15 protein-coding genes are annotated in these 19,720 nt (G+C 67.1%); 8 read left to right on the top strand and 7 right to left on the bottom strand.

Annotated features, from left to right (window positions below):
- Positions 1-61 precede the first annotated feature (61 nt).
- The 3 genes from AWC08_RS31760 (at position 62) to AWC08_RS31750 (ending at position 2,978) form a co-directional block, all read left to right on the top strand.
- Positions 62-1,222: an iron-containing alcohol dehydrogenase gene (locus AWC08_RS31760; RefSeq protein ID WP_069434795.1), complete on the top strand. Its 1,161-nt coding sequence runs from the start codon at positions 62-64 to the stop codon at positions 1,220-1,222.
- 75 nt (positions 1,223-1,297) lie between these two features.
- Positions 1,298-1,957 (top strand): TetR/AcrR family transcriptional regulator, encoded by a 660-nt coding sequence (locus tag AWC08_RS31755; protein ID WP_069434794.1) that lies wholly within the window; start codon positions 1,298-1,300, stop codon positions 1,955-1,957.
- 49 nt (positions 1,958-2,006) lie between these two features.
- Positions 2,007-2,978: an enoyl-CoA hydratase/isomerase family protein gene (locus AWC08_RS31750; protein ID WP_065134139.1), complete on the top strand. Its 972-nt coding sequence runs from the start codon at positions 2,007-2,009 to the stop codon at positions 2,976-2,978.
- Positions 2,979-3,024: 46 nt separating this feature from the next.
- Here the strand turns inward: AWC08_RS31750 and AWC08_RS31745 are convergent, their stop codons facing one another.
- The 3 genes from AWC08_RS31745 to AWC08_RS31735 all read right to left on the bottom strand — a co-directional run bounded on the left by AWC08_RS31745 (position 3,025) and on the right by AWC08_RS31735 (position 6,259).
- Positions 3,025-4,125 carry a glycosyltransferase gene (locus AWC08_RS31745; RefSeq protein ID WP_065134126.1) on the bottom strand — a complete coding sequence of 367 codons (1,101 nt, stop codon included), beginning with the start codon at positions 4,123-4,125 and terminating at the stop codon, positions 3,025-3,027.
- A 79-nt stretch (positions 4,126-4,204) separates the two neighbouring features.
- The gene (locus tag AWC08_RS31740; RefSeq protein ID WP_372511562.1) at positions 4,205-4,912 is read right to left on the bottom strand and encodes a DUF4344 domain-containing metallopeptidase; all 708 of its coding nucleotides are present in this window, start codon (positions 4,910-4,912) and stop codon (positions 4,205-4,207) included.
- 276 nt (positions 4,913-5,188) lie between these two features.
- Positions 5,189-6,259: a hypothetical protein gene (locus AWC08_RS31735; protein WP_065134124.1), complete on the bottom strand. Its 1,071-nt coding sequence runs from the start codon at positions 6,257-6,259 to the stop codon at positions 5,189-5,191.
- Positions 6,260-6,484: 225 nt separating this feature from the next.
- Between AWC08_RS31735 and AWC08_RS31730 the strand changes: the two genes are divergently transcribed.
- Together AWC08_RS31730 and AWC08_RS31725 are read left to right on the top strand one after the other, a co-directional pair.
- Positions 6,485-9,316, top strand: coding sequence for an MMPL/RND family transporter (locus tag AWC08_RS31730; protein WP_069434792.1), 2,832 nt, complete (start codon positions 6,485-6,487; stop codon positions 9,314-9,316).
- Entirely contained in the window at positions 9,313-10,191 is an 879-nt protein-coding gene (locus AWC08_RS31725; RefSeq protein ID WP_069434791.1) for an SDR family NAD(P)-dependent oxidoreductase, read from the top strand. The genes AWC08_RS31730 and AWC08_RS31725 overlap by 4 nt, the downstream gene beginning before the upstream one ends.
- Here the strand turns inward: AWC08_RS31725 and AWC08_RS31720 are convergent.
- Both AWC08_RS31720 and AWC08_RS31715 read right to left on the bottom strand, forming a co-directional pair.
- Positions 10,188-11,114, bottom strand: a complete 927-nt coding sequence (locus tag AWC08_RS31720) for a putative antibiotic biosynthesis monooxygenase (RefSeq protein ID WP_069434790.1) — start codon at positions 11,112-11,114, stop codon at positions 10,188-10,190. The two genes, AWC08_RS31725 and AWC08_RS31720, sit on opposite strands and share 4 nt — an antisense overlap.
- Before the next feature lie 9 nt (positions 11,115-11,123).
- A complete protein-coding gene (locus AWC08_RS31715; protein ID WP_159460042.1) occupies positions 11,124-13,853 on the bottom strand; it encodes an AAA family ATPase in 2,730 nt (909 codons plus the stop codon).
- A gap of 105 nt (positions 13,854-13,958) precedes the next feature.
- Here AWC08_RS31715 and AWC08_RS31710 point away from each other — a divergent pair, with 105 nt between their 5' ends.
- The 3 genes from AWC08_RS31710 (at position 13,959) to AWC08_RS31700 (ending at position 18,522) form a co-directional block, all read left to right on the top strand.
- Complete coding sequence (locus AWC08_RS31710; RefSeq protein ID WP_085088711.1) at positions 13,959-15,569, top strand: FAD-dependent monooxygenase; 1,611 nt, start codon at positions 13,959-13,961, stop codon at positions 15,567-15,569.
- Positions 15,547-16,923 (top strand): WS/DGAT/MGAT family O-acyltransferase, encoded by a 1,377-nt coding sequence (locus tag AWC08_RS31705; protein WP_069433544.1) that lies wholly within the window; start codon positions 15,547-15,549, stop codon positions 16,921-16,923. The genes AWC08_RS31710 and AWC08_RS31705 overlap by 23 nt, the downstream gene beginning before the upstream one ends.
- A 105-nt stretch (positions 16,924-17,028) precedes the next feature.
- Positions 17,029-18,522: an adenylate/guanylate cyclase domain-containing protein gene (locus AWC08_RS31700; protein ID WP_083271121.1), complete on the top strand. Its 1,494-nt coding sequence runs from the start codon at positions 17,029-17,031 to the stop codon at positions 18,520-18,522.
- 19 nt (positions 18,523-18,541) lie between these two features.
- Here the strand turns inward: AWC08_RS31700 and AWC08_RS31695 are convergent, their stop codons facing one another.
- Together AWC08_RS31695 and AWC08_RS31690 are read right to left on the bottom strand one after the other, a co-directional pair.
- Positions 18,542-18,925 carry a DUF5073 family protein gene (locus tag AWC08_RS31695; protein WP_065134116.1) on the bottom strand — a complete coding sequence of 128 codons (384 nt, stop codon included), beginning with the start codon at positions 18,923-18,925 and terminating at the stop codon, positions 18,542-18,544.
- Complete coding sequence (locus AWC08_RS31690; RefSeq protein ID WP_065134115.1) at positions 18,925-19,713, bottom strand: heavy metal-binding domain-containing protein; 789 nt, start codon at positions 19,711-19,713, stop codon at positions 18,925-18,927. Before AWC08_RS31690 ends, AWC08_RS31695 begins: the two co-directional genes overlap by 1 nt.
- Between the last annotated feature and the right edge of the window lie 7 nt (positions 19,714-19,720).

Below are 19,720 nucleotides of genomic sequence, written 5' to 3'. Positions count from 1 at the left end.
GCTGGCCGTAGTGTTTGCGCTACGGCCGCAACGGGTGGCCCGGAACCCAGGGAAGTGATCAATGCCGATATCCGCCGCGTTTCCCCGGCATATCCGGATGGGTGGCGGCGCGCTCAATGAACTGGGCGCTGTGATCGCTGCGCTGAATGTACGCCGGCCTTTGGTGGTCACCGATCCGTACCTGACCTCAACCGGCGGCGCGCACCGGGTGATGACCCTGTTGAGCGCGGCGGGCCAGGCACCGGCGTTGTTTGACCGCACCGTCGCCGATCCCACCACCGCATCGCTCCAGCGGGGCGTCGACATGCTGATCGGGCACCGGGCGGATTGCGTCGTGGGATTCGGCGGCGGCAGCCCGATGGATACCGCCAAGGCGCTGGCCGTGCTTGCTCTTCAGCCCGGGCCGATGCGCCGGTTCAAGGCGCCAAGCAGTTATGCGGGGCCTGCCCTGCCGATCATCGCGATCCCCACTACCGCCGGAAGCGGTTCAGAGGCAACACAGTTCACGGTGATCAGCGACAGCGAAACCAATGAAAAGATGCTGTGTCCGGGGCCTTCGTTCCTGCCGATAGCCGCGATCGTTGACTACGAGCTGACGATGACGATGCCCCCGCGGCTGACCGCCGATACCGGGGTCGATGCCTTGACACACGCGGTGGAGGCTTACGTCAGCCGCAGGGCGAATCCCCTCAGCGACGGGCTGGCACTGGCTGCGATCCGACTGGTCGCCGCACACCTCAAGCCGGCATACCGCGACGGCTCCGACGTAGCTGCTCGGGCCGGGATGATGGCGGCCGCCACTCAGGCCGGAATGGCCTTCTCCAACTCCAGTGTCGCCTTGGTGCACGGGATGAGCCGACCGATCGGGGCCCACTTCCACGTCGCACACGGACTGTCCAATGCCATGCTCTTCCCGGCGGTCACCGCATTCTCCGTGGCCGGCGCACCGGGGCGCTACGCCGACTGCGCCCGGGCCTACGGGGTGGCCGACGCCGCGACTTGCGACGAGGTTGCGGCCGGGGCCTTGGTCGAGGCGCTCACCGAACTGTGTGCCGAGCTCGAGGTGCCCACTCCGAAGTCCTACGGCATCGACAGTGCCGCTTGGCAATCGCTGATTCCGTTGATGGCCGAACAAGCGGTGGCGTCCGGTTCGCCGGGCAACAACCCGCTGATCCCCGAGCTAGCGGACATCGAGGCCCTCTACGCACAGGTGTACGGCTGATCGTCGATTGCGATGGGTAGCCCGACACTACACATATAGAGTAATGTCTGCGTCGATACCCGAGAGGGGTTGACGATGGACAAACGACGCAAGCCCAATCCGGCCGAACGCCGTCGTGAGCTGTGCGACGCGGCAATTCAGTTGCTGGCCGACGACGGGGCCAAGGGCTTGAGTCATCTCAAGGTCGACCGCAAGTCCGGTGTTCCCGACGGGACCACCTCGTTCTATTTCCGCACCCGATCGGCGCTGCTGCTCGCCGTGGCCGAACGGCTGGCCGAGCTGGATCTGGCCAACCTCCAGTCGGTCGCCGACAATGCCCGTCCCACCGGTGCGGGCAGGGGCCGCCGCTCGCCGTCGCTGTTGTCGCAAGTGGTGATCCAATCCGGTTGTGAGCCAGAGCTATCCCGAACCAGGGCGCGGTATGAGCTGACGATGCAGGCCGCCCGGGACCCGGCCTTGGCCGCCACTCTGGCGCACGGCACCGAAGCATTCACCAAGCTGCACCGCGAAATTCTGGTGCAGCTGATGCCCCGTGGAACGGAGCTGGAGTCCGCCGTCGTCGATGACCTCAGCAACATCACCCTGACCTTTATCAACGGCCTGCTGTTGCGGTTTGCCCACGGCGACCGAATCATCGACAGCGCAGAACAACTCGACAAAATCTTGGCGGCGATCGCCAGCGGCATACTGAAAAGCCCGAGCAAGGGACAGTTGACCGGGAACTCGGACCAGTGAAGGGCTTCCCGTGGTCGCGGGCAGCTTGCTCAACCAGAGAGAGAGTCACATGCCTGAATACGACTACGAAGAGCTGAAAAAGGAAGCCGAGCAGTACATCAAGTTCGAGAAGGACGTCAAGAACCGGATCGCCTACATCACATTCGACCGTCCCGACGCGCAGAATTCCACCACGCTGGGCATGCGGCAGAACTACGCCGACCTGATCCACAAGTGCAATGTGGACGACGAGGTCAAGGTCGTGGTGATCCGCGGCGAGGGCGAGGATTTCGGTAGCGGGGGAGACCTGCCCGAACAACGCGGAATGCTGGAGAACCCGGGAATGCCGCTCCTGCACGAGCTTGCGATCAACGACGACGACGTCAAGTATCCGCCGGGAGGTTCCTACCGGTACCTGTCCACCGTCACCGACTTCTATGCCAAGGCCCGCGCGGGAAACCGCCCGCTGCAAGAACTTCGGAAGATCAGCATCATCGAGGCAAAGGGCTACTGCTACGGCTGGCACTTCTACCAAGCCGGCGACGCCGACCTGGTGATCTCCTCAGACGACGCGCTGTTCGGGCACCCGGCATTCCGCTACGTGGGCTGGGGACCACGCCTGTGGTGGTGGGCCGAGACCATGGGCCTACGAAAATTTTCCGAAATGCTGTTCACCGGGCGGCCTTTCAGCGCCAAGGAGATGTATGAATGCGGCTTTATCAACAGTGTGGTGCCGCGCGACAAACTCGAAGAGGAAACGGCGAAGTACGCACTGGCCTGCGCGCGGTGCCGGCCGACCGACACCGTCGCCGTGCAGAAGACCTTCCTCGAGCTCTACAAGCAACACAAGGGCGAATACTTCGGCAGTCTGCTCACCGGGATGGTCGAGGGGATGCTGCCGATCATCGCCAACGACCAGGACAACGACGTCGACCTCACCGAAGGCACTTTCGGCAAGGGCCTCAACAACGTCGTCAAGGACAACGATCTCAACTTCCCGCCGGAGTGGCGCTTGAGCCGTTCGGGGCGTCAGAAACCCTGATGACAGGTGTACTGGCGCGCAACCAAATTCGGGCGAACGGTTCGGTCTAGCCGAAGGTCGTCAGCATGCCCGCCGCTGATCGCTGCCAGGTGAACACCTCGGCCCGGTGCCGAGCGCAGACGCGACGATGACGCTCCGGGCGGCCGACCAGGTCACGAACCGCACTGGCGAAGGCCAGCGGATCGTTGTCGGCCAGTGCCCCGCTGTCCGCGGTGATGATTTCGGTCAGGGCTGAGGTGCGTGACACCACGGCCGGGGTGCCGCACGCGAGGGATTCCAGGGCGGCCAGCCCGAAGGTTTCATGCGGGCCCGGCGCCAGGGCCACATCGGCGGTGGCCAGCAGTGCGGCAACCATACGACGGTCGCCGACGAACCCGGTGAATTCGATTGGCAGACGGGCCGCTTGACGCTGCAGCCGGGCCCGTATCGGGCCTTCACCCACGACCACCAACCGGGCGTCGACACCGTCGTCGCGCAAGGCCGCGAGCGCGTCGATGCTGCGATCGGCGCGCTTCTCCACCGACAGCCGACCGCAGTGCACCAGCAGGATCTGACCCGGCGCGGCGAAGCGACGCCGAAGTTCGGCGCTGTGCCGACGCGGGTGGAAGGTCCGCAAATCGACCCCCAGTGGCACGGTCACGGTGTTCGTCGCGCCGATGCGGTCGAACTCTTCGCGGGCGAACTCGGTGGTGCACACCACTGTGTCGTAATCCGCGGCGGTGCGCCGATTGGCGAAGTCAGCGAATCGCTGTGCGGTCCGCCGCGGAAGGATCTGCCCCGCAAGGCGATCCAGGCGCTCATGCGAGATCATCACGGTGGTGGCGCCGTGCTCGCGCCCCCACCGGCCCAGGCAGCGCAAAGTGAGCCGGTCGGAAACCTCCAGCGCGTCGGGGTTCAGCGCGGCCAACAACGACCGCACCGGCGCCGGCATGATCGCGCGGTAGCCGCCGGTGCACGGAAGTTGCCTGGCGGGCACCGTGATTCGCACGACACCGCTGTCCAGCCGGGTGCGCTGGGCGCGCGGTCCCGGGACCACCAGGAAGACCTCGTGGCCGGTGGCGCAGTACTCGGCGCCCAACCGGTCGACCGCCGTTCGCAGACCCCCGGACCGGGGCCCGTAGAAGTTGGCGACCTGAACCACCCGCATACCGTGAGACAAGCGGTCTGGGATGTGCGGCCACCGAGCGCGGGCCCACGACGGCCTGAACAGTGCATGAATGTCGCGTTCAGCGGGGTTTCTTCAGATGCGGCCCCAACATCTGCTGCCACGCCCGGGACATGTTCTGGAATTCCTCTTCACAATTGCCGGCGCGGTCCTCGGGCAAGTCGCCGGAGGTGACGATGCCGGCGTTGGCCGTCGTGTCCGACCCGTAGATCCAGCACTCCCAGTTGTACATCCGGGTGATGTCCATCGAGTGGCCGTCCCAGAACGGAAGTTCGTTGGCGTCGCCGGCTTCCTTGGCGCTCAACTTCCAGTCCTGAGCGGTGTCGGTGGCGATGCGGACGCCGTTGGGGTAGGCCTTCCCGTCGGCCCCGGGGGCCAGCAGCATGAACGCCGACAGCTGGTCGGCGACGTCCTCCTCACGTCCGGTGAAGGCGAGCTCGTAGATGCTCAGCGTTGCGTGACCGAGTTCGTGGTAGAACCCCGAAATGGTGGCATCGACCGCGGCTTCGGCCGGATTGGGGTTGCCTGCATTGGCGAACCGCTGCTGGCTCTGCGCGATGTCCTCGTAGCACAGCTGAATTTCGTTGGCGTTGGGATCCCAGTAGTCGTTGGCTTCACCGCATTGCTTGCCGACAGCGCCCACCTCATGCGGCAGATTCAGTGTGTCGTTGACGTGAGCGGCCACATTCTCCAAAACCTTTGCATCAGCCATCAATTGGCGACCGCTCTGTGCCTCGGGGGTGGTGGCCTCCTCGTATCGGAAGACCATTTTTTCGGCCGGTGCGGGTTCGCTGGAAGGGTCGGTGCGCGAGGTGGCCGGCGGTCGCTCGGCCGCCCGCGTTCCGGCGCCGGCGTGTTGACCTTTCGATCCGCTGCAGCCGGCCGAGAACATCAGCGCGCCACACGCCGCGAGAACAACGAGTCGCTTGATCATCCCTGCAGCCCCCTTCGATGGTGTTACCCGATGGTCTGCCCAGGACCTGTCGAAACGGTACGACACTCGGCGGCCTTCCGGTGGCGAGAGCACCGAAATTCGAGCGTCGCGTCAGGGACTGGAGAGCAGCAGCATGACCCGCCCGCCCGGCGGTGGCTCCGGAAACGCGTTGACGTCGAACCCGTAGTACGTGCGCTGGGTGGCGGTGATGTCGTCGATCACTTTCCCGGTGGCCTTGAGAGTGCCGTGCGAGACGCCCGCCATCATCCCTTTGAAGTCGGGAACCGACAGAGACTCGGCCAGCAGCAGTGCCTCACCTCCGGAGGGCAGCGTCACCAGAACTCCTGCGCCCGCGTAGTTGTTTCCGCCGCGACCGGTGCCGCGGGGTGCCCAGTAGACCGGCTCGGATGCCACTTTCCCTTCCACGCGCCGGTAATCGCCGGCGGTGTCGGAGACGGTGACGAGCGGCAGGGCCGCGATGGTGCGCCGCTCTTTCGCCCACATCACACCCAGGGGAATACAGACGATCGCATACATCAGCACCACCAGCACCAGCACCGGTTTCCATGCGATTTCCCAGCCCAGGCGCCGTGGCGAGATCGGCAGTCCGCGCAACTGCTCATCGAGTTGGCGGCGGCCCAGTCGCAACACGTACCAGGACAGAATGCGTGCCATCGCCATCGCCGCAAGGACGACCATCCCGACGATGCCGCTGACGCGAAAGTAGAAGGTGCTGTCGCCCTGATTACGGGTGGCGGCGTACATCACCGCCGGAATCGGCGCGGTCAACAACAGCAACAGTGCGTACGACGGATGGCTGGTGAGGTAGGGATAGGTCACCGTCCAGGCCCGGTTGGCGCCGTATACGGTCACCGGTCCCACGTCCGCGTGCACTACGGGCGTCCACGATCCCTGCACCACCCGCGGTCGGACCAAGGACCGCACGAACAAGAACCCGAAGATCAGCGAGACCAGCAGTGCTCCCCAGAACACGCCGCCCAGCCGCTCACCGGTGCCGGGCACGCCGAACGCACCGTGGATGTCGATGACTTTTCCGATGAAGAACGTCAATGGCATGACGAAGAAGAGCTCGAGCAGCCAGACTTGGATGAGCTGCGGGATGCGGGAGCCGATACGGTCGAATGCCAGTACGCGTCGCCAGAGGAACCGCAGAACGCCCATGACGGGCGACCCTATCGAGTCAGGAACGCAGGTGGGCACGGTTTGGCCATCCGGTCGCGACGTTTACGGCGCGCCGGGAAATCGCTGTCGGTCCACCGGCCGGGGTGGTTGAATGAGCCGACTCGGTCGGGGGTTGCATCACGATGTCAATCGAGAAGGTGATACGCCACGTGAATGGGAGCTGCTGCGTGATACCTGCCGCTTGGCGGGACTGAGGCCTACGCGTTGATTCCTCGCCTGATCTATCGCTTTGCGTTGCTGGTCGTCGGTGTCTGGGCCTTCGCCGCGGTCGCCGGCAACAGCCTTGCCCCGCCCCTCGAGCGGGTCGTGGCCGACCTCGACCAGCCGTTCCTGCCGGTCGGCACCGCGACTTCTCTTGCGGTGCAACGGTCGGCGGCGGCTTTCTCGCAGGCGCCGACCGACAACGTCGCGTACCTGGTGCTCGAGCGTGACGGCCGGCTCGGCGATCAGGACCGGGCGTTCTACGACCAGCTGATCACCGCATTGCGCGCTGACACAAAACATGTGTACGACGTGACGGACTGGTGGCGGATGCCGGCCGCGGCCGACACCGCGGTCAGCCGTGACGGTCACGTGGTGACGGCGACCCTGCGCCTGGACGGGGTGACGGGTTCGACCGAAGCCATCGACTCGATCACCGCGGCGCGAACCATTGTGGCGGGTCTGGACGCTCCCGACGGCCTGCACGTCTACATCACCGGTGCCGGTGCCACGGTCATGGACGAGTTCGCCGAGATCGACCGCCAGACTCAGGTCATCACGGCTGTGACGCTGGGGGTTCTGCTGATCTTCCTGGTCATCCTGTACCGATCCGTGATCACTGCGATGGTGCCCCTGGTGTCGGTGATGTCGGGGTTGACCGTCGCCAAGCCCGTCATCTCTGACCTGGCATCGCGCCAGGTGATCAGCGTCTCGCTGTTCTCGCTTTCCATCGCCGTTGCGGTGGCGGTCGGAGCCGGCACCGGCTTCGCGATATTCCTGATCGGCCGCTACCACGAACAGCGCAGGAAGGGATTCGATCCCGCCGACGCGCTGGCGGATGCGTACCGCAGCGTGGCGCCGGCGATCGTGGGGTCGACGCTCATCGTGGTGGCGCCCCTCGGCGCCGTCGGATGGCTGAGTCTGGCCCGAATCAGCATGTTCGCCACGACCGGCATCCTGTGCGCGATCGGTGTCCTCACAGTCGGCCTGGCCAGCCTCACTTTGACGCCGGCCCTGATAGCGCTCGCCAGTCGGGCCGGCCTGGTCAAGCCACCGCAGCGGGAACGGCTACGGAGGCGCTGGCGGCGCGTCGGCACCCACGTCGCGCGCTGGCCGGCACCCATTCTGGTGGCCACCAGCGTGTTCGTGCTCATCATGCTGCTCGGTCTGCCGGGCGTGCCGATCGGCTGGGATGAAACCGCGTCAACCTCACCCGACACCGAGGCCAACCGCGGCTACCGCGTTGTCAACCAGCACTTCGACGCCAACCAGGTGCAGCCGGACGTCGTGACGATCGAGACCGATGAGGACCTGCGCAACCCGGCCGCGCTGGCCGCCATCGGGCGGATCACCGGGGCGATCATGGGGATCTCGGGTGTGCGCATGGTGCAGTCGGCGAGCCATCCCAGCGGGATGGTGTCCAAGCAGGCGTCCCTGTCGGCCACGGGGGGCAATGTCGGCGACCGGCTCGATCAGTTCTCCGACCTGCTCGCCGCCAAGGACACGACGTTCGCCGACCTCGACGCCGCGGTGCGTGAGCTGGGTTCCGGACTCGACCTGATCCAGTCCGGCACCCAGGCGGGCGCATACGCCATCGGTGGCGTGAGCTTGGCGGTACGGCTGACGCAGCAGGCCACCGACAAGATCCGGGCCCGCGCCGGAGATGTCGCCGAGATCTTCGATCCGCTGCGCAGTTTCGTCGGCGCGATCAGCGACTGCCGCACCACCCCGGTGTGTTCGTCGGCCCAGGAGGCGGTGCAGTGGGCCACCGCGGTCGTCGGCGGCTGTAACAAACTGGTCGAGGCGGCCGATGCGCTGGCGAAGGCCGCAGTGGATGCGGCTGCGAAACCGGGCGTCCCGCTGCCTGCGGTGCTGGCCGACGTGAGCACCGAGATGGCCCAGGTCCGGGGGATGGCGGCGCAGGTCAGAGAGTTACTGAGCAACCCCCGACCGGTGCCCACCCAGGAGCTTCCGGACTATCTGCACCGGCTGGCCTCCGTCTCCCAGGGCAGCCCCGGCGCAAACCTCTACGCGTCCCGCCGCATCCTGACCGATCCGGCTATGCGTCCCACGCTGGACGAGTTCTTCTCGCCGAACGGGCATGCCACCCGGCTGTTCGTCTACGGCCAGGGGCTGGAATGGGGCGCTGACGGCGCGGCACGGGCCCGCTCGATCGAGGCAGCGGTGACCGACACCATCAAGAGCAGCGGGTTGCAAGCGACCGCCGTCGAACTCACCGGTGTCGGACCGGCCACCCGTGACCTGCAAGACATCGTCGGCGGTGACCTGGCCCTCATGGTGGTGATCACCCTGACCGTCATCCTGTTCATCGCCGCGCTGCTGCTCCGAAGTCCCATCGCCGGATTCATCGTCCTGGCGACGATCCTGGCCTCCTACGTGAGTGCACTCGGGGCCAGCGTGTTGCTTTTCACCCGCCTGCTGCACCACGACCTGCACTGGTCGGTGCCGCCCATCGCGTTCGTGTCCATGGTCGGCATAGCTTCCGGCGGTAATCTCCTGTTCGCGCTTCGCATCCGGGAGGAACTCTCCGCCGGCCTGCGCACCAGCATCATCCGCGCCTCTGCCGCGACCGGGATGGTGGTCACCGCCGGTGGTGTCGTGGTCGGTCTGACGATGCTCGCGCTGGGCATCAGCAGCGTGCTCAGTGTGGCGCAGATCGGTGTCACCGTCGGACTCGGATTGTTGGTGAACGCGCTGGTGGTCCGTGCCTTCGTGCTTCCGGCGATGATGGTGGTGCTGGACCGCTGGTTGTGGTGGCCGCGGCGCTCGGCCGCCGACGACGAGGAACTCGAACCCGCGACCGCCACCAGATGAGCACCGATGACCTGCTTGCCGGACGTGGTGTGGTGGTGGTCGGCGGCAGCCGCGGGATCGGGCGCGCCGTCAGCGAACTGCTTTGCACGCTGGGCGCGGCCGTCGTCGTCAACGGCCGTGATCCCGACCCGGTAAACGAGCTTGTCGGCTCCCTCACCGCCGCGGGCGGCGATGCGGTCGGCGTCGCCGGTGCAGCCGGTGACGAAGAGGTCGCCGCCGGTCTGATCGAGGCCTGTATCCAGTCCTTCGGACGGCTGGACGTGCTGATCAACTGCGCCGGTATCGCCGAGCCACCCGGCTCCTCGATTCTGCGGATCACACCGGCGGAGTTCGACACCTTGATCAGTGCGCATCTCGGGACCGTCTTCCATACCTGTCGCGTCGCCGCGCCGGTCATGGCCGCCCAGGGTCACGGCGCAATCATCAACACCGGTTCGGTCGCGTTCCTCGGAGATTACGGCGGCACCGGCTATCCCGCGGGTAAAGCGGCAGTCAACGGCTTGACGATGGCCGTGGCGGCGGAGCTCAAGGCCGCCGGGGTGCGGGCCAATGTGGTGTGTCCCGGGGCCAGGACCCGATTGTCCACCGGCCCTGAGTACGAGCAGCACATCCTCGGCCTGCATCGACGCGGACTGCTCGACGAGATGACGATGCGCGCCTCACTGGACGCCGCTCCGCCCGCCTTCGTGGCTCCGCTCTATGCCTACCTGGCCAGCGGTCTGGCGCGCGAGGTCACCGGTCAGATATTCGTTGCCGCAGGCGGTTTCGTGGGCCGCTTCGGCCGGCCCGCGCCACAGGTGCTCGGCTATCGCGATCACAGCGACAGCGTGCCCTGGTCGATCGATCAGTTGCACACCATGATCGGCACTGGCTAGCCCAGCAGGCCGAAAGCCAACAAGAGTAGCGCGTAACCGACGATGACTACAGCAGCACCCGCCAGGCTGATCCGCCTGCCCGCGCCGTCGATCGGGTCGAGCCAGCGCTTGAACGGTCGAGACGCCGCGGGGACCAGAACCCATTGCAGCACAGCGACGCTGACCACGTTGCCGACGAAAATGACTGCTGCCTGGGCGATTCCGATGCGCGTCAGCGCCGGGGACAGTGATTTGTTGAGCAGGATCACGGTGGGGTAGAGGCAAAGCACCACCAGCATCGCCGATTTCCATCCGGGGGTGATCTTGGCCCGGCCCTCGGCGACACGGACCGTCGAACCGAACGGCGCGCTGCGCGGCAGTTCGGCGAAATCGTGGGTCAACTCCTGGCGCAGACTTGGCAGCGCCAGCCGGCGCTCCCCGGACCGGATCCAGGCAGCGAGTTGCCCGGCGGTGCGAAAACGCAGCACCGACATCCACTGACCGCTCCGGTCGGCAGGAAACAGTGCCGTCCCTTCGTATCCGGGGAAGGTGGCCGTAATCTGCGCCAGATCCCGTTGCGCGCCAACAAAATCTGCGTCCTTGCCCGAGGCGACGGGGTGCAGGAACACCCCGGCGTTACCGGGTGGCAGTTCGCCTGGCGCCAGGATGAGATCGGCGGCAGATCGCCCGAAGCCCTGTGCCGCGCCGTCGGCAAGCAGGGCGCGCCGCCGCGCGCTGTCAAGCCACTCATCGAGTGACTCGGAGCTGTCAAAGGACACCTCGACGGCCCAATCCAACTGGCCGCCACCGGGAACCGATTGGCGCGCAGCGAGATACCCAGGTGACTGCCGGGCAGTGCCCAGGTAATTCTCGACCCAGCCACGGAACCGATGCGGATCCCGAGGTTGATGAAAGATCGTGATCGCGGCCGCGCCAACAGTCATGCCAGTTGTCTACCATTCCTGGCTCAGCGACATACGGATCAATTCGGCTCGTGACGACAGCCCCAGCTTCGTGAAGATCTTCCGAAGGTGGTAGTCGACCGTGCGCGGGCTGAGGAACAGCAATGTCGCGATGGACCGATTGGTCTCGCCCGCGCTGACGTAGCGCGCGATCTGCAATTCCTGCGGGGTCAGCTGATCGACGGCGGTGACATCGCGTTTGCGTGCGGTTTCGCCGGTGGCCAGCAATTCGGTACCGGCCTGCTCAGCCCAGGGCACAGCGCCCAGCCGCTGGAAGGTCTCGTGGGCTGAGCGCAGATATTTGCGTGCCTGTGTGCGACGCCGGCGGCGCCTCAGATGCTCGCCGTATCGCAGCTGAGTGCGGGCGGTGTCGAAGGGCCGGGCGCCCTGCCCGTGCAGGCTCAATGCCTCGGAGAAGTGGCGATCATGGTCGGTGTCCGCCGTCAGACCGTGACAGCGGGCCACCAACGCGCTGGCCCACGGCGCACCGGTGTCGCGCGCCCACGCCTGCAGAGCGGCCAGCCGAGCGGCCGCGGCTTCACTGCGCTGGATGCGCGCGGCGGCCTCCACGAAATCGGGTGTGGCCATCAGGGTCACCATCTGGTTGCCCTCGCCGGGAGCCGCACCGGCCAGCGCCTCGAGCCGGTCGAAAGCTTCTTCGGCGCGGCCGGCGCCGAGATCGAGCAAGGCCAGCGCCCAGGACGCAATGGCCGCATGCGGGCCGAGGCGATACGAGATGGCTTGTGACAACGCGGATTCTGCGTGATCACGGCAATCCTCGGCGCGGCCCTGCACCGCCGCAACCATCGCCAGCACGGCGTGAAGGTGCGCCGCGGGATTGTGCTGTCCGGTCTCTTCGGCCAGCCTCAGACCCTCCGAAGCGTCGGCCAGCGCCGTAGCGTAGCGGCTGGTCAGCATTTCCACCATGGACAGCGGCGCGAGCAGCAGCGGCAGGGTGGCGACGTCGGCGGCGGCACGTGTCTTGGCGACCGCGGTGCTGAACAGATCGATCGCGTGCGCGTCCGCACCGAGGAACATCGCCCCAGCGGCCGCGCCCATCAGCACCCGCGGTTCCTGACTCGCGGTAGCCAGCTCGACGGCCGCACGCAACTTGGCCGCGGTGGCCGAGGTGTCACCGCGCAACAGCCCGGACAGGCCGCTGATCACATGTGCGGCAACGAATCCAGGGTGGTGTTCGACCCGCAGCGCGGCAAGTCGGCGGGCGACGTCATCGAGCCGCTCCACGTCGCCGCCGGCCCACGCCAGCTGGCCCGCCTCACCGAGCATCACGGCCGCCCGCGCCGGTTCGGCGGTAACGACCAACTCCGAGGCACCTACGAGGATGGCGTAGGCGGCCGACGGGCTCCCGCAGTGCGCTTCGATCGATCCACGCAGGTGCGCGATGCGCGCTCGCAGCTGCGCCGCCTCGGCCAGGGGCAGGGCCTGGTCCAGGATCGCCTGCGCGCGATGTGGTTGTCCGGCCGACCACGCGGCTGCGGCCGCATCGGCCAGCCGTGATGCCCGTAGCTCGGCGGCTGTGGTGAGCGAGGCTGCGCGCTGAAATGCGGCGGCCGCCGCATCGTGCCCGCCGCGGGCGGCGGCGCGTCGGGCGGCTGCGTGCAGCGACTCGGCCACCTCGACGTCCGGCCCGGCCGCGGCGTTGGCGAGATGCCAGGCCTTGCGGTCAGCGTCGGTGTCGCCGTCGAGGCAGGATGCCAGCGCGCGTTCGACCTGGCGGCGTCGCTGCGTCGTCGCACCGTGATAGACCGCGGACCGCACGAGCGGCTGCACGAACGACACGACGGCCGCATCCACCCGCAGCAGCCCGGCTGCCTCGGCGATGTCGAGGGCGTCGGGTCCGGCGCCCACAAGCTGGGCGGCCCGCAGCACGCCGTCGAGTTGCCCCGTGTCGTGGGCGGCAGCCACCAGTACCAGCGTCTGGACTTGGGTCGGTAGCTCGCCGACCCGATGCAGATACAGACGCTCCAGATCGGTGCTGACCGGTAACCGGTCCGGCAGAGCGGTCCGCCCCGCCACCTGGTCTGCGGACAGCATCCGCGCCGATTCGGCGATGGCCAGCGGGTTGCCCAGCGTGTCGGCTACCAACCGGTCGCGGACCGTCTGCGCGACCGGACTGCCGGTGCGTTCGGCCACGATCCTCGCCGCGGCAGCCGAGTCGATACCGGTCAGCCTGAGCTCCGCCAATCCTGGTGCTTGGAAAGGGCTTTCGTCACGCGCGGCGAAAATCATGACGATTCCCTCGGCCTGGATTCGCCTGGCGGCGAACGTCAGCGCGTCCGCCGAAGGTCCGTCCAGCCACTGCGCGTCATCGATCAGGCATAGCAGCGGAGCCGTCTCCGCCGCCTCGGCCAGGGTGTTCAGCACCGCCATCGAGATCACGAACCGGTCTTCCGCGGATGTCGGTCCGAGCCCGAAGGCGCCGCGCAGCGCGGCACGCTGCCGGTCGGGGATGGCGTCACTGCACCCCAGCACCGGCCGCAGCAGCGTGTGCACTCCGGCGAACGGCAGCTGCGACTCGGTCGGTATGCCGACTGTCCGCAGGATCCGCATTCCGCCGGCTCGCGCCGCCGCGCGATCAAGCAGCGCCGACTTGCCGATGCCGGGCTCCCCGCGGACCACCAACGCGCCACTGCCGCCGGACCGTGCGGTCGCCAGCAGGCCGTCTAGCTGTGCACATTCCCGCTCACGGCCGTGCAGCACAGCACCGATCCTAAGACCCGGACCGGTGCCGGGACTGGTGACTTCACTGATTCGACGGCACCCGGAAGGCGCGACGCTGGACTGACACACAACAAGGAGGTCGCGATGAGCGCTTGTGAAACCGGCAGTGAAGTCGACGTCGCCGTGGTCGGTGCCGGACCCACCGGATTGATGCTGGCCAACGAGCTCGCGATGCGCGGGGTTCGGGTGCAGATACTGGAACGTCGTGCCGAGCAATCGAATATCACCCGGGCTTTCGCGGTCCACGCGCGCACCCTGGAACTGCTGGACGCTCGGGGGCTTGCGGAAGAGGTGTTGTCTTGCGGATTCCGGGTGGGCGAGGTGGCCCCGATTCCCGGTGCGGCGATCTCTCTGGCCGCCGAACTGACGACGCCCTACCCCTACATTTTGATGGTCCCGCAGAGCGGAACCGAACAGGTGCTCGCGGTCCGCGCGCAACGTCTCGGGGTCCCCATTATCCGGGGCGCCGAGGTGGTCGGCCTCGAGCAGGACCGCGACGGCGTTCGCCTCACGCTTGCCGACGGTGCCGGCGTGCGCGCACGCTACGTGGTGGGTTGCGACGGTGCGCACAGCGCGGTGCGTCGCCTGCTCGGTGTCGATTTTGTGGGCAAGCAGTACCAGACGCACATCATGCTGGCCGACGTGCGGCTGACTCGACCGCCCGCCGAGCGGATGTTCGCCCGGATGAATGCCGAGGGTGTGGTGCTGGTTCTGCCGTTCGGCGACGGCTGGTATCGGGCAATCGCCTGGGACCGCCGGCGTGAAAACGAACCGCTGACCCAGCCGGTGACCGCTGCACAGATCAGGGATGCTTTCCACCGGATCGCCGGCGTGGATTTCGGTTTGAGCGAGATGCGTTGGAGCTCCCGATTTCTCAGTGAACGACGGCAGGCTCGACACTATCGGGTGGGCCGGGTGCTGCTGGCCGGCGACGCTGCCCACGTCCACTCGCCCATCGGGGGGCAGGGCATGAACACCGGCATCGGCGACGCCATGAATCTCGGCTGGAAGCTGGCCGTCGTGGTCAAGGGCGAGCTGGGCGGTCGCGCGCAAGAGTCGCTGCTAGACAGCTACGAATCCGAGCGGCATCCGGTTGGCGCCGACGTGCTGAAGATGACCGACATGCTCAACCAGCTTGTGCTGGGCCGCTCCGCGATACGCCGTGTGCTGCAGCGCCTGGTGACTCGCGTGATCCTGCGTTTCCACCGCAGCCGGCGGGCGATTGCCGAACGGCTCAGCGGGATCGCCATCGGTTACGCACGCCATTCGCGCACCGACGACCCACGGGTGGGCCGGCGCATGCCGGACATCGACTGCAACGGCGCCAGGCTCTACGAAGTGTTGCGTAGCGGCCGTTTCGTCCTGCTGACGCGCGGGCCAGGACACGGCGGCGACTGGCCCGGCGTTGACCAGGTAAACCATTGCACCGCAATGCAACCGGCCGCGGTACTGGTTCGCCCGGACGGTTATGTCGCGTGGGCGGCGCGCCGAACGCCGACGGCCGCCGAACTCGCGGCGGTGCTGACCCGATGGTGCGGCGAAAGCTGGAGTGGTTTAAGCGAGGGCCAACCGGGGTACGCGGTGCGGGACCTGGGTGCCGGGCCCGACGGGAAGGCTGACGGGGAGCCGTGGGTTTATCACCATATGCACGTGACTAGTCGGGTGGGCGACTATGGAACGACTGAGCGGTCTTGATGCTTTCTTCCTCTACATGGAGACACCGACGCAGCCATTGAACGTTTGCTGCGTCCTGGAACTCGATACCTCGACGATGCCGGGCGGATACTCCTACGCCCGGCTCCGTACTGCGCTGGCGAAGCACGTGCGTGCGGTGCCCGAGTTTCGGATGAAACTTGCTGATACGCAACTGAATCCGGATCACCCGGTGTGGGTGGACGATGAGAGTTTCGCGCTACGGCGCCACCTGCACCGGGTCGCGGTACCGGCACCCGGAGGCCGCCGCGAACTGGCCGAGATCTGCGGCCACGTCGCGGGTCTGCCGCTGGACCGGGACCGTCCGCTGTGGGAGATGTGGGTGATCGAGGGCGGCGCCCGCGAGCACGGGCTGGCGGCGGTGCTCAAGGTGCACCATGCCGTGGTCGACGGCGTCGCTGGGGCGAATCTGTTGGCCCAGCTGTGCAGCCTGGTCCCCGATGCTCCGGCCCCGCGGCCGGTTCAAGGTGCCGGGCGTGCCAGCGCCCTGCAGATTGCGGCGAGTGGCTTGCTCAACGTCGTGAAGCGACCGTTACGGCTGGCCACGGTGGTGCCGGCGACCATGATCACCCTCGCGCAGACGGTCTTGCGAGCGCGGGAAGGCCGCACCATGGCCGCACCCTTCCGTGCGCCACCGACCCCGTTCAACGGGCCGTTGACCCACCACCGCAACGTGGCCTTCACCCAACTCGACATGCGCGATGTCAAGACGGTCAAGGACCGGTTCGGGGTGACCGTCAACGACGTGGTGGTGACTTTGTGTGCCGGGGTGATGCGGCGGTTTCTGCTTGAGCGCGACGAACTGCCCGAGGTTCCTCTGGTCGCCACGGTCCCGGTCTCGGTGCGCGACAAATCGCAACGGGCCGGCCGTAATCAGACCACGTGGATGTTCTGCCGCATGGAGACCCAGATCGCCGATCCCGCCGATCGCATCCGTGCCATCGCCGAGGGCAACAGGGCGGCCAAAGACCATACCGCGGCCATGGGGCCTTCCCTGTTGCACGACTGGACCGAGTTCGGCGGACAAACGATGTTCGGCGCGGCGATGCGCATCCTGCCTCGAATCCCGTTGACTACCAGCCCCGTCTACAACATGATCTTGTCGAATGTGCCCGGTCCGCAGGATCAGCTGTACTTCCTGGGCTGCGGCGTCGAGTCGATGTATCCCCTCGGCCCGCTCCTCGGTGGTGCGGGGCTCAACATCACCGTCATGTCCCTCAACGGTGCACTCGGCATCGGCATCATCTCCTGCCCGGACCTGGTGCCGGATCTGTGGGGGCTGGCCGACGCCTTTCCCGATGCGCTCAAAGAGTTGCTGGTCTGCCGCGATCACTGATCACCGGGGCCTTGCCTGAGGCGAGCTGAACCTGCGCACCAGCGGGTATGGCAGGTTAGAGCCCGTGCAACGCTCCCAGACTGAAGACCCCCGAACGTGAGGCTGGTGGGTCGCCGGAAGTTCCCGGTGCCCTGGACGACCCGCGCCCTGCTGGTTCTGGCCGCGCTGTTTCCGAATGTGCTGGGGGCGGCGGTGATCGGGGTGACGACGTTCTGGGCCCTGCCCACCGGCCATGCGCTCAGCCAGCGGCATGTGCTGCAGCTCAACGTGGTGGTGATGGCGGTGTATGTCGGCGCCGCGGCGGCGATCGCCATCATCTGCGGCCTGCTGGCCACCACCTACCGCAGTGGCGGGGACGAGGAGCAGGCGCGCAAACGTGTGTTGATGGCAATTCCGTTGCGTACCGCCACCATTCACGGGTCGGTCTGGGTGGCCGCCGGTGTGATTCTCGTGGTGATCAATCTCGACGCCCCCTGGTTGGCGACGACCTTGGGCGTCTCGGTGCTGATGGGCAGCTTCGTCACGACCGCGGTCGCCTACTGGTTGTGCACGCGGATACTGCGCCCGTTCGTCGCCGAGGTGCTCACCCACAGCCCGCCGACCGCCGCGCGCGGGCCCGGGCTGCGGCTGCGGGCGGTGTCGGCATGGACGCTGGGTACCGGTGTCCCCCTGCTGCAGCTGCTGCTGGTCGGGGCCAGCGCGCTGGTCATCGACTATTCCGGGCGCAGGCTGGCCTATGTGGTGCTGGCCCTCGGTGGCTGCGCGGCCGTGAGCGGGTTGGCGATCACCGCTTTCACCGGCGCGGTGAGCGCCGATCCGATCGACGAGGTCCGCCGCGGAATGCGGCGCGTCGAACGCGGTGACTTCGATGCGACCGTGCCGGTTTTCGACGCCTCCGAACTCGGCCTGCTGCAGGCGGGTTTCAACACCATGGCGGCGGGTCTGCGGGAACGCGAGCGGTTGCGGGACCTGTTCGGCCGTCACGTCGGGCGTGACGTCGCGCGCCTGGCCGAACAGGGCGCTGCCGAAAACGGCGTCCAGGTGACATTGGGCGGTGTCAGCTGCGAGGCGGCCGCTTTGTTCGTCGACCTGGTCGGATCGTCGCGGCTGGCCGAGCGGATGACGCCGGAAGCCCTTGTCGCGCTGCTCAACGAGTTCTTCGCGGTGGTGGTCGATGTGGTCGAGCGTCATCGCGGCCTGATCAACAAATTCGAAGGCGACGCCGCGCTGGCGATCTTCGGCGCCCCGGTCGAATTGCCCGATTGTGCTGGCGCCGCTTTGGCCGCGGCACGCGAACTCGGCCGTCAGCTCAATCACTCGCAGATCAGGGCCGGCATCGGGGTGTCGGCGGGAACGGTGGTGGCGGGCAATATCGGCGAGTCACGGCGCTACGAGTACACCGTCATCGGCGATCCGGTGAACGAGGCCGCACGGCTTACCGAGGTGGCCAAGCAGCACGGGGGCGTGGCCGCGTCCGGGGCCGCGCAGCGACGTGCCGACGATGGGGAAGCCCAGCACTGGCGCCTGCTCATGACCACCGTGCTGCGCGGTCGCGACAGCTCCACCGACATCCTCGTTCCACAGGGGGACGGCGAATGAGGTGGCAGTGCAGAACTTTTCAGTAGGGATAGCCGGTGCTGGTGCCCAGCACGTCGACCGCCGCGTTGATATTGGGGATCACGCTGGCTCCGTAGCGAGCCACGATCTGGTGCAGTGAACGGGTGATGTGCGGCCCGACCGCGTCGGCCGGCAGAGTGTCTTCGGCGATCACGATGCCGTTCACCACGTGTCCGGCCAGCAGCCGTCCGTCGCCCGCGATCTCATAACGCCAGTCACCGATCTGCACGCGCTCGGGGCTGGAGGAGAAGAACCCGCGCCGGGCCGGGGTGTGGACCACCCCGGGCAGCCCGGCGAACACCTTCACCACCATGGCGACACCGCCGGGGCCGGCGAGCGCGCCCGCGATGGTGCGACTGACTCGTTCGGCGTCGAACTCGTACATCAGTTGTCCATCGGCAGCACGAACGTCGGCTTGATGGTTTCCCCGCTTCCGGTGCGGCGCACCGCGGTTCCCGCGGTGTAGAACTCCACCGTGTGGTGGCCCCACGCGTAGTTCGAGATGGCGAAGTGCACGCCCACCACCCCGGTGGCGCCGTCGCGTTCGGCCTCGGTCTGCATGCGCGACATCGCCAGCTCGCGGGCCTGGTAGTTGCCCTGCGTCCACTGCGGCATCTCCATATTGCGTCCCATCTGCCTCAGGGTCTGCATGAACCCCTGCACGGCGATGTGAAACACACAGTTGCCCATCACGAATGCGACTGGTGTGTGTCCGGACCGCAGCAGTGTCACCATGTCCTGCCCGGACAGGTGGCTGGAGAACGCCTGTCCGTTCGGGCGCCGGAAGGCCCCGGGCTTCTCGGTATACCGGACGGCGGTGCCGACCGCCATGAACTCCAGATGTTCGCCACCCTCGCCGTGGTGGCGCCAGTTCAGGCGCACCCCGACGATGCCGTCCGCCTGTAGCGCATCGGCCTCGGCTTGCATGCGCGCCATGGCATTCCAGCGAGCCCGGTACGTGGCCTCGGTCAGCACACCCAGTTCTTGCTGTTGACGGATGTTGGTGAACTGATACCCGACGTGATACACCGAGACGCCCATCACCAGCTCGATCGGTTCGAACCCGGCCCCGTGCAGCAGCGCGAACTCATTGATCGACAGGTCGGACGTCCACGACTTGGCGGCGTGCGATAACCGTTCGCTGGCTACTGGGTCGAGCGAGCCTGGTTCCATGCGCGGG

This window comes from Mycobacterium gordonae (assembly GCF_002101675.1).
Taxonomy (GTDB): Bacteria; Actinomycetota; Actinomycetes; order Mycobacteriales; family Mycobacteriaceae; genus Mycobacterium; species Mycobacterium gordonae.
This window is presented reverse-complemented; position numbering and strand designations above follow the sequence as displayed.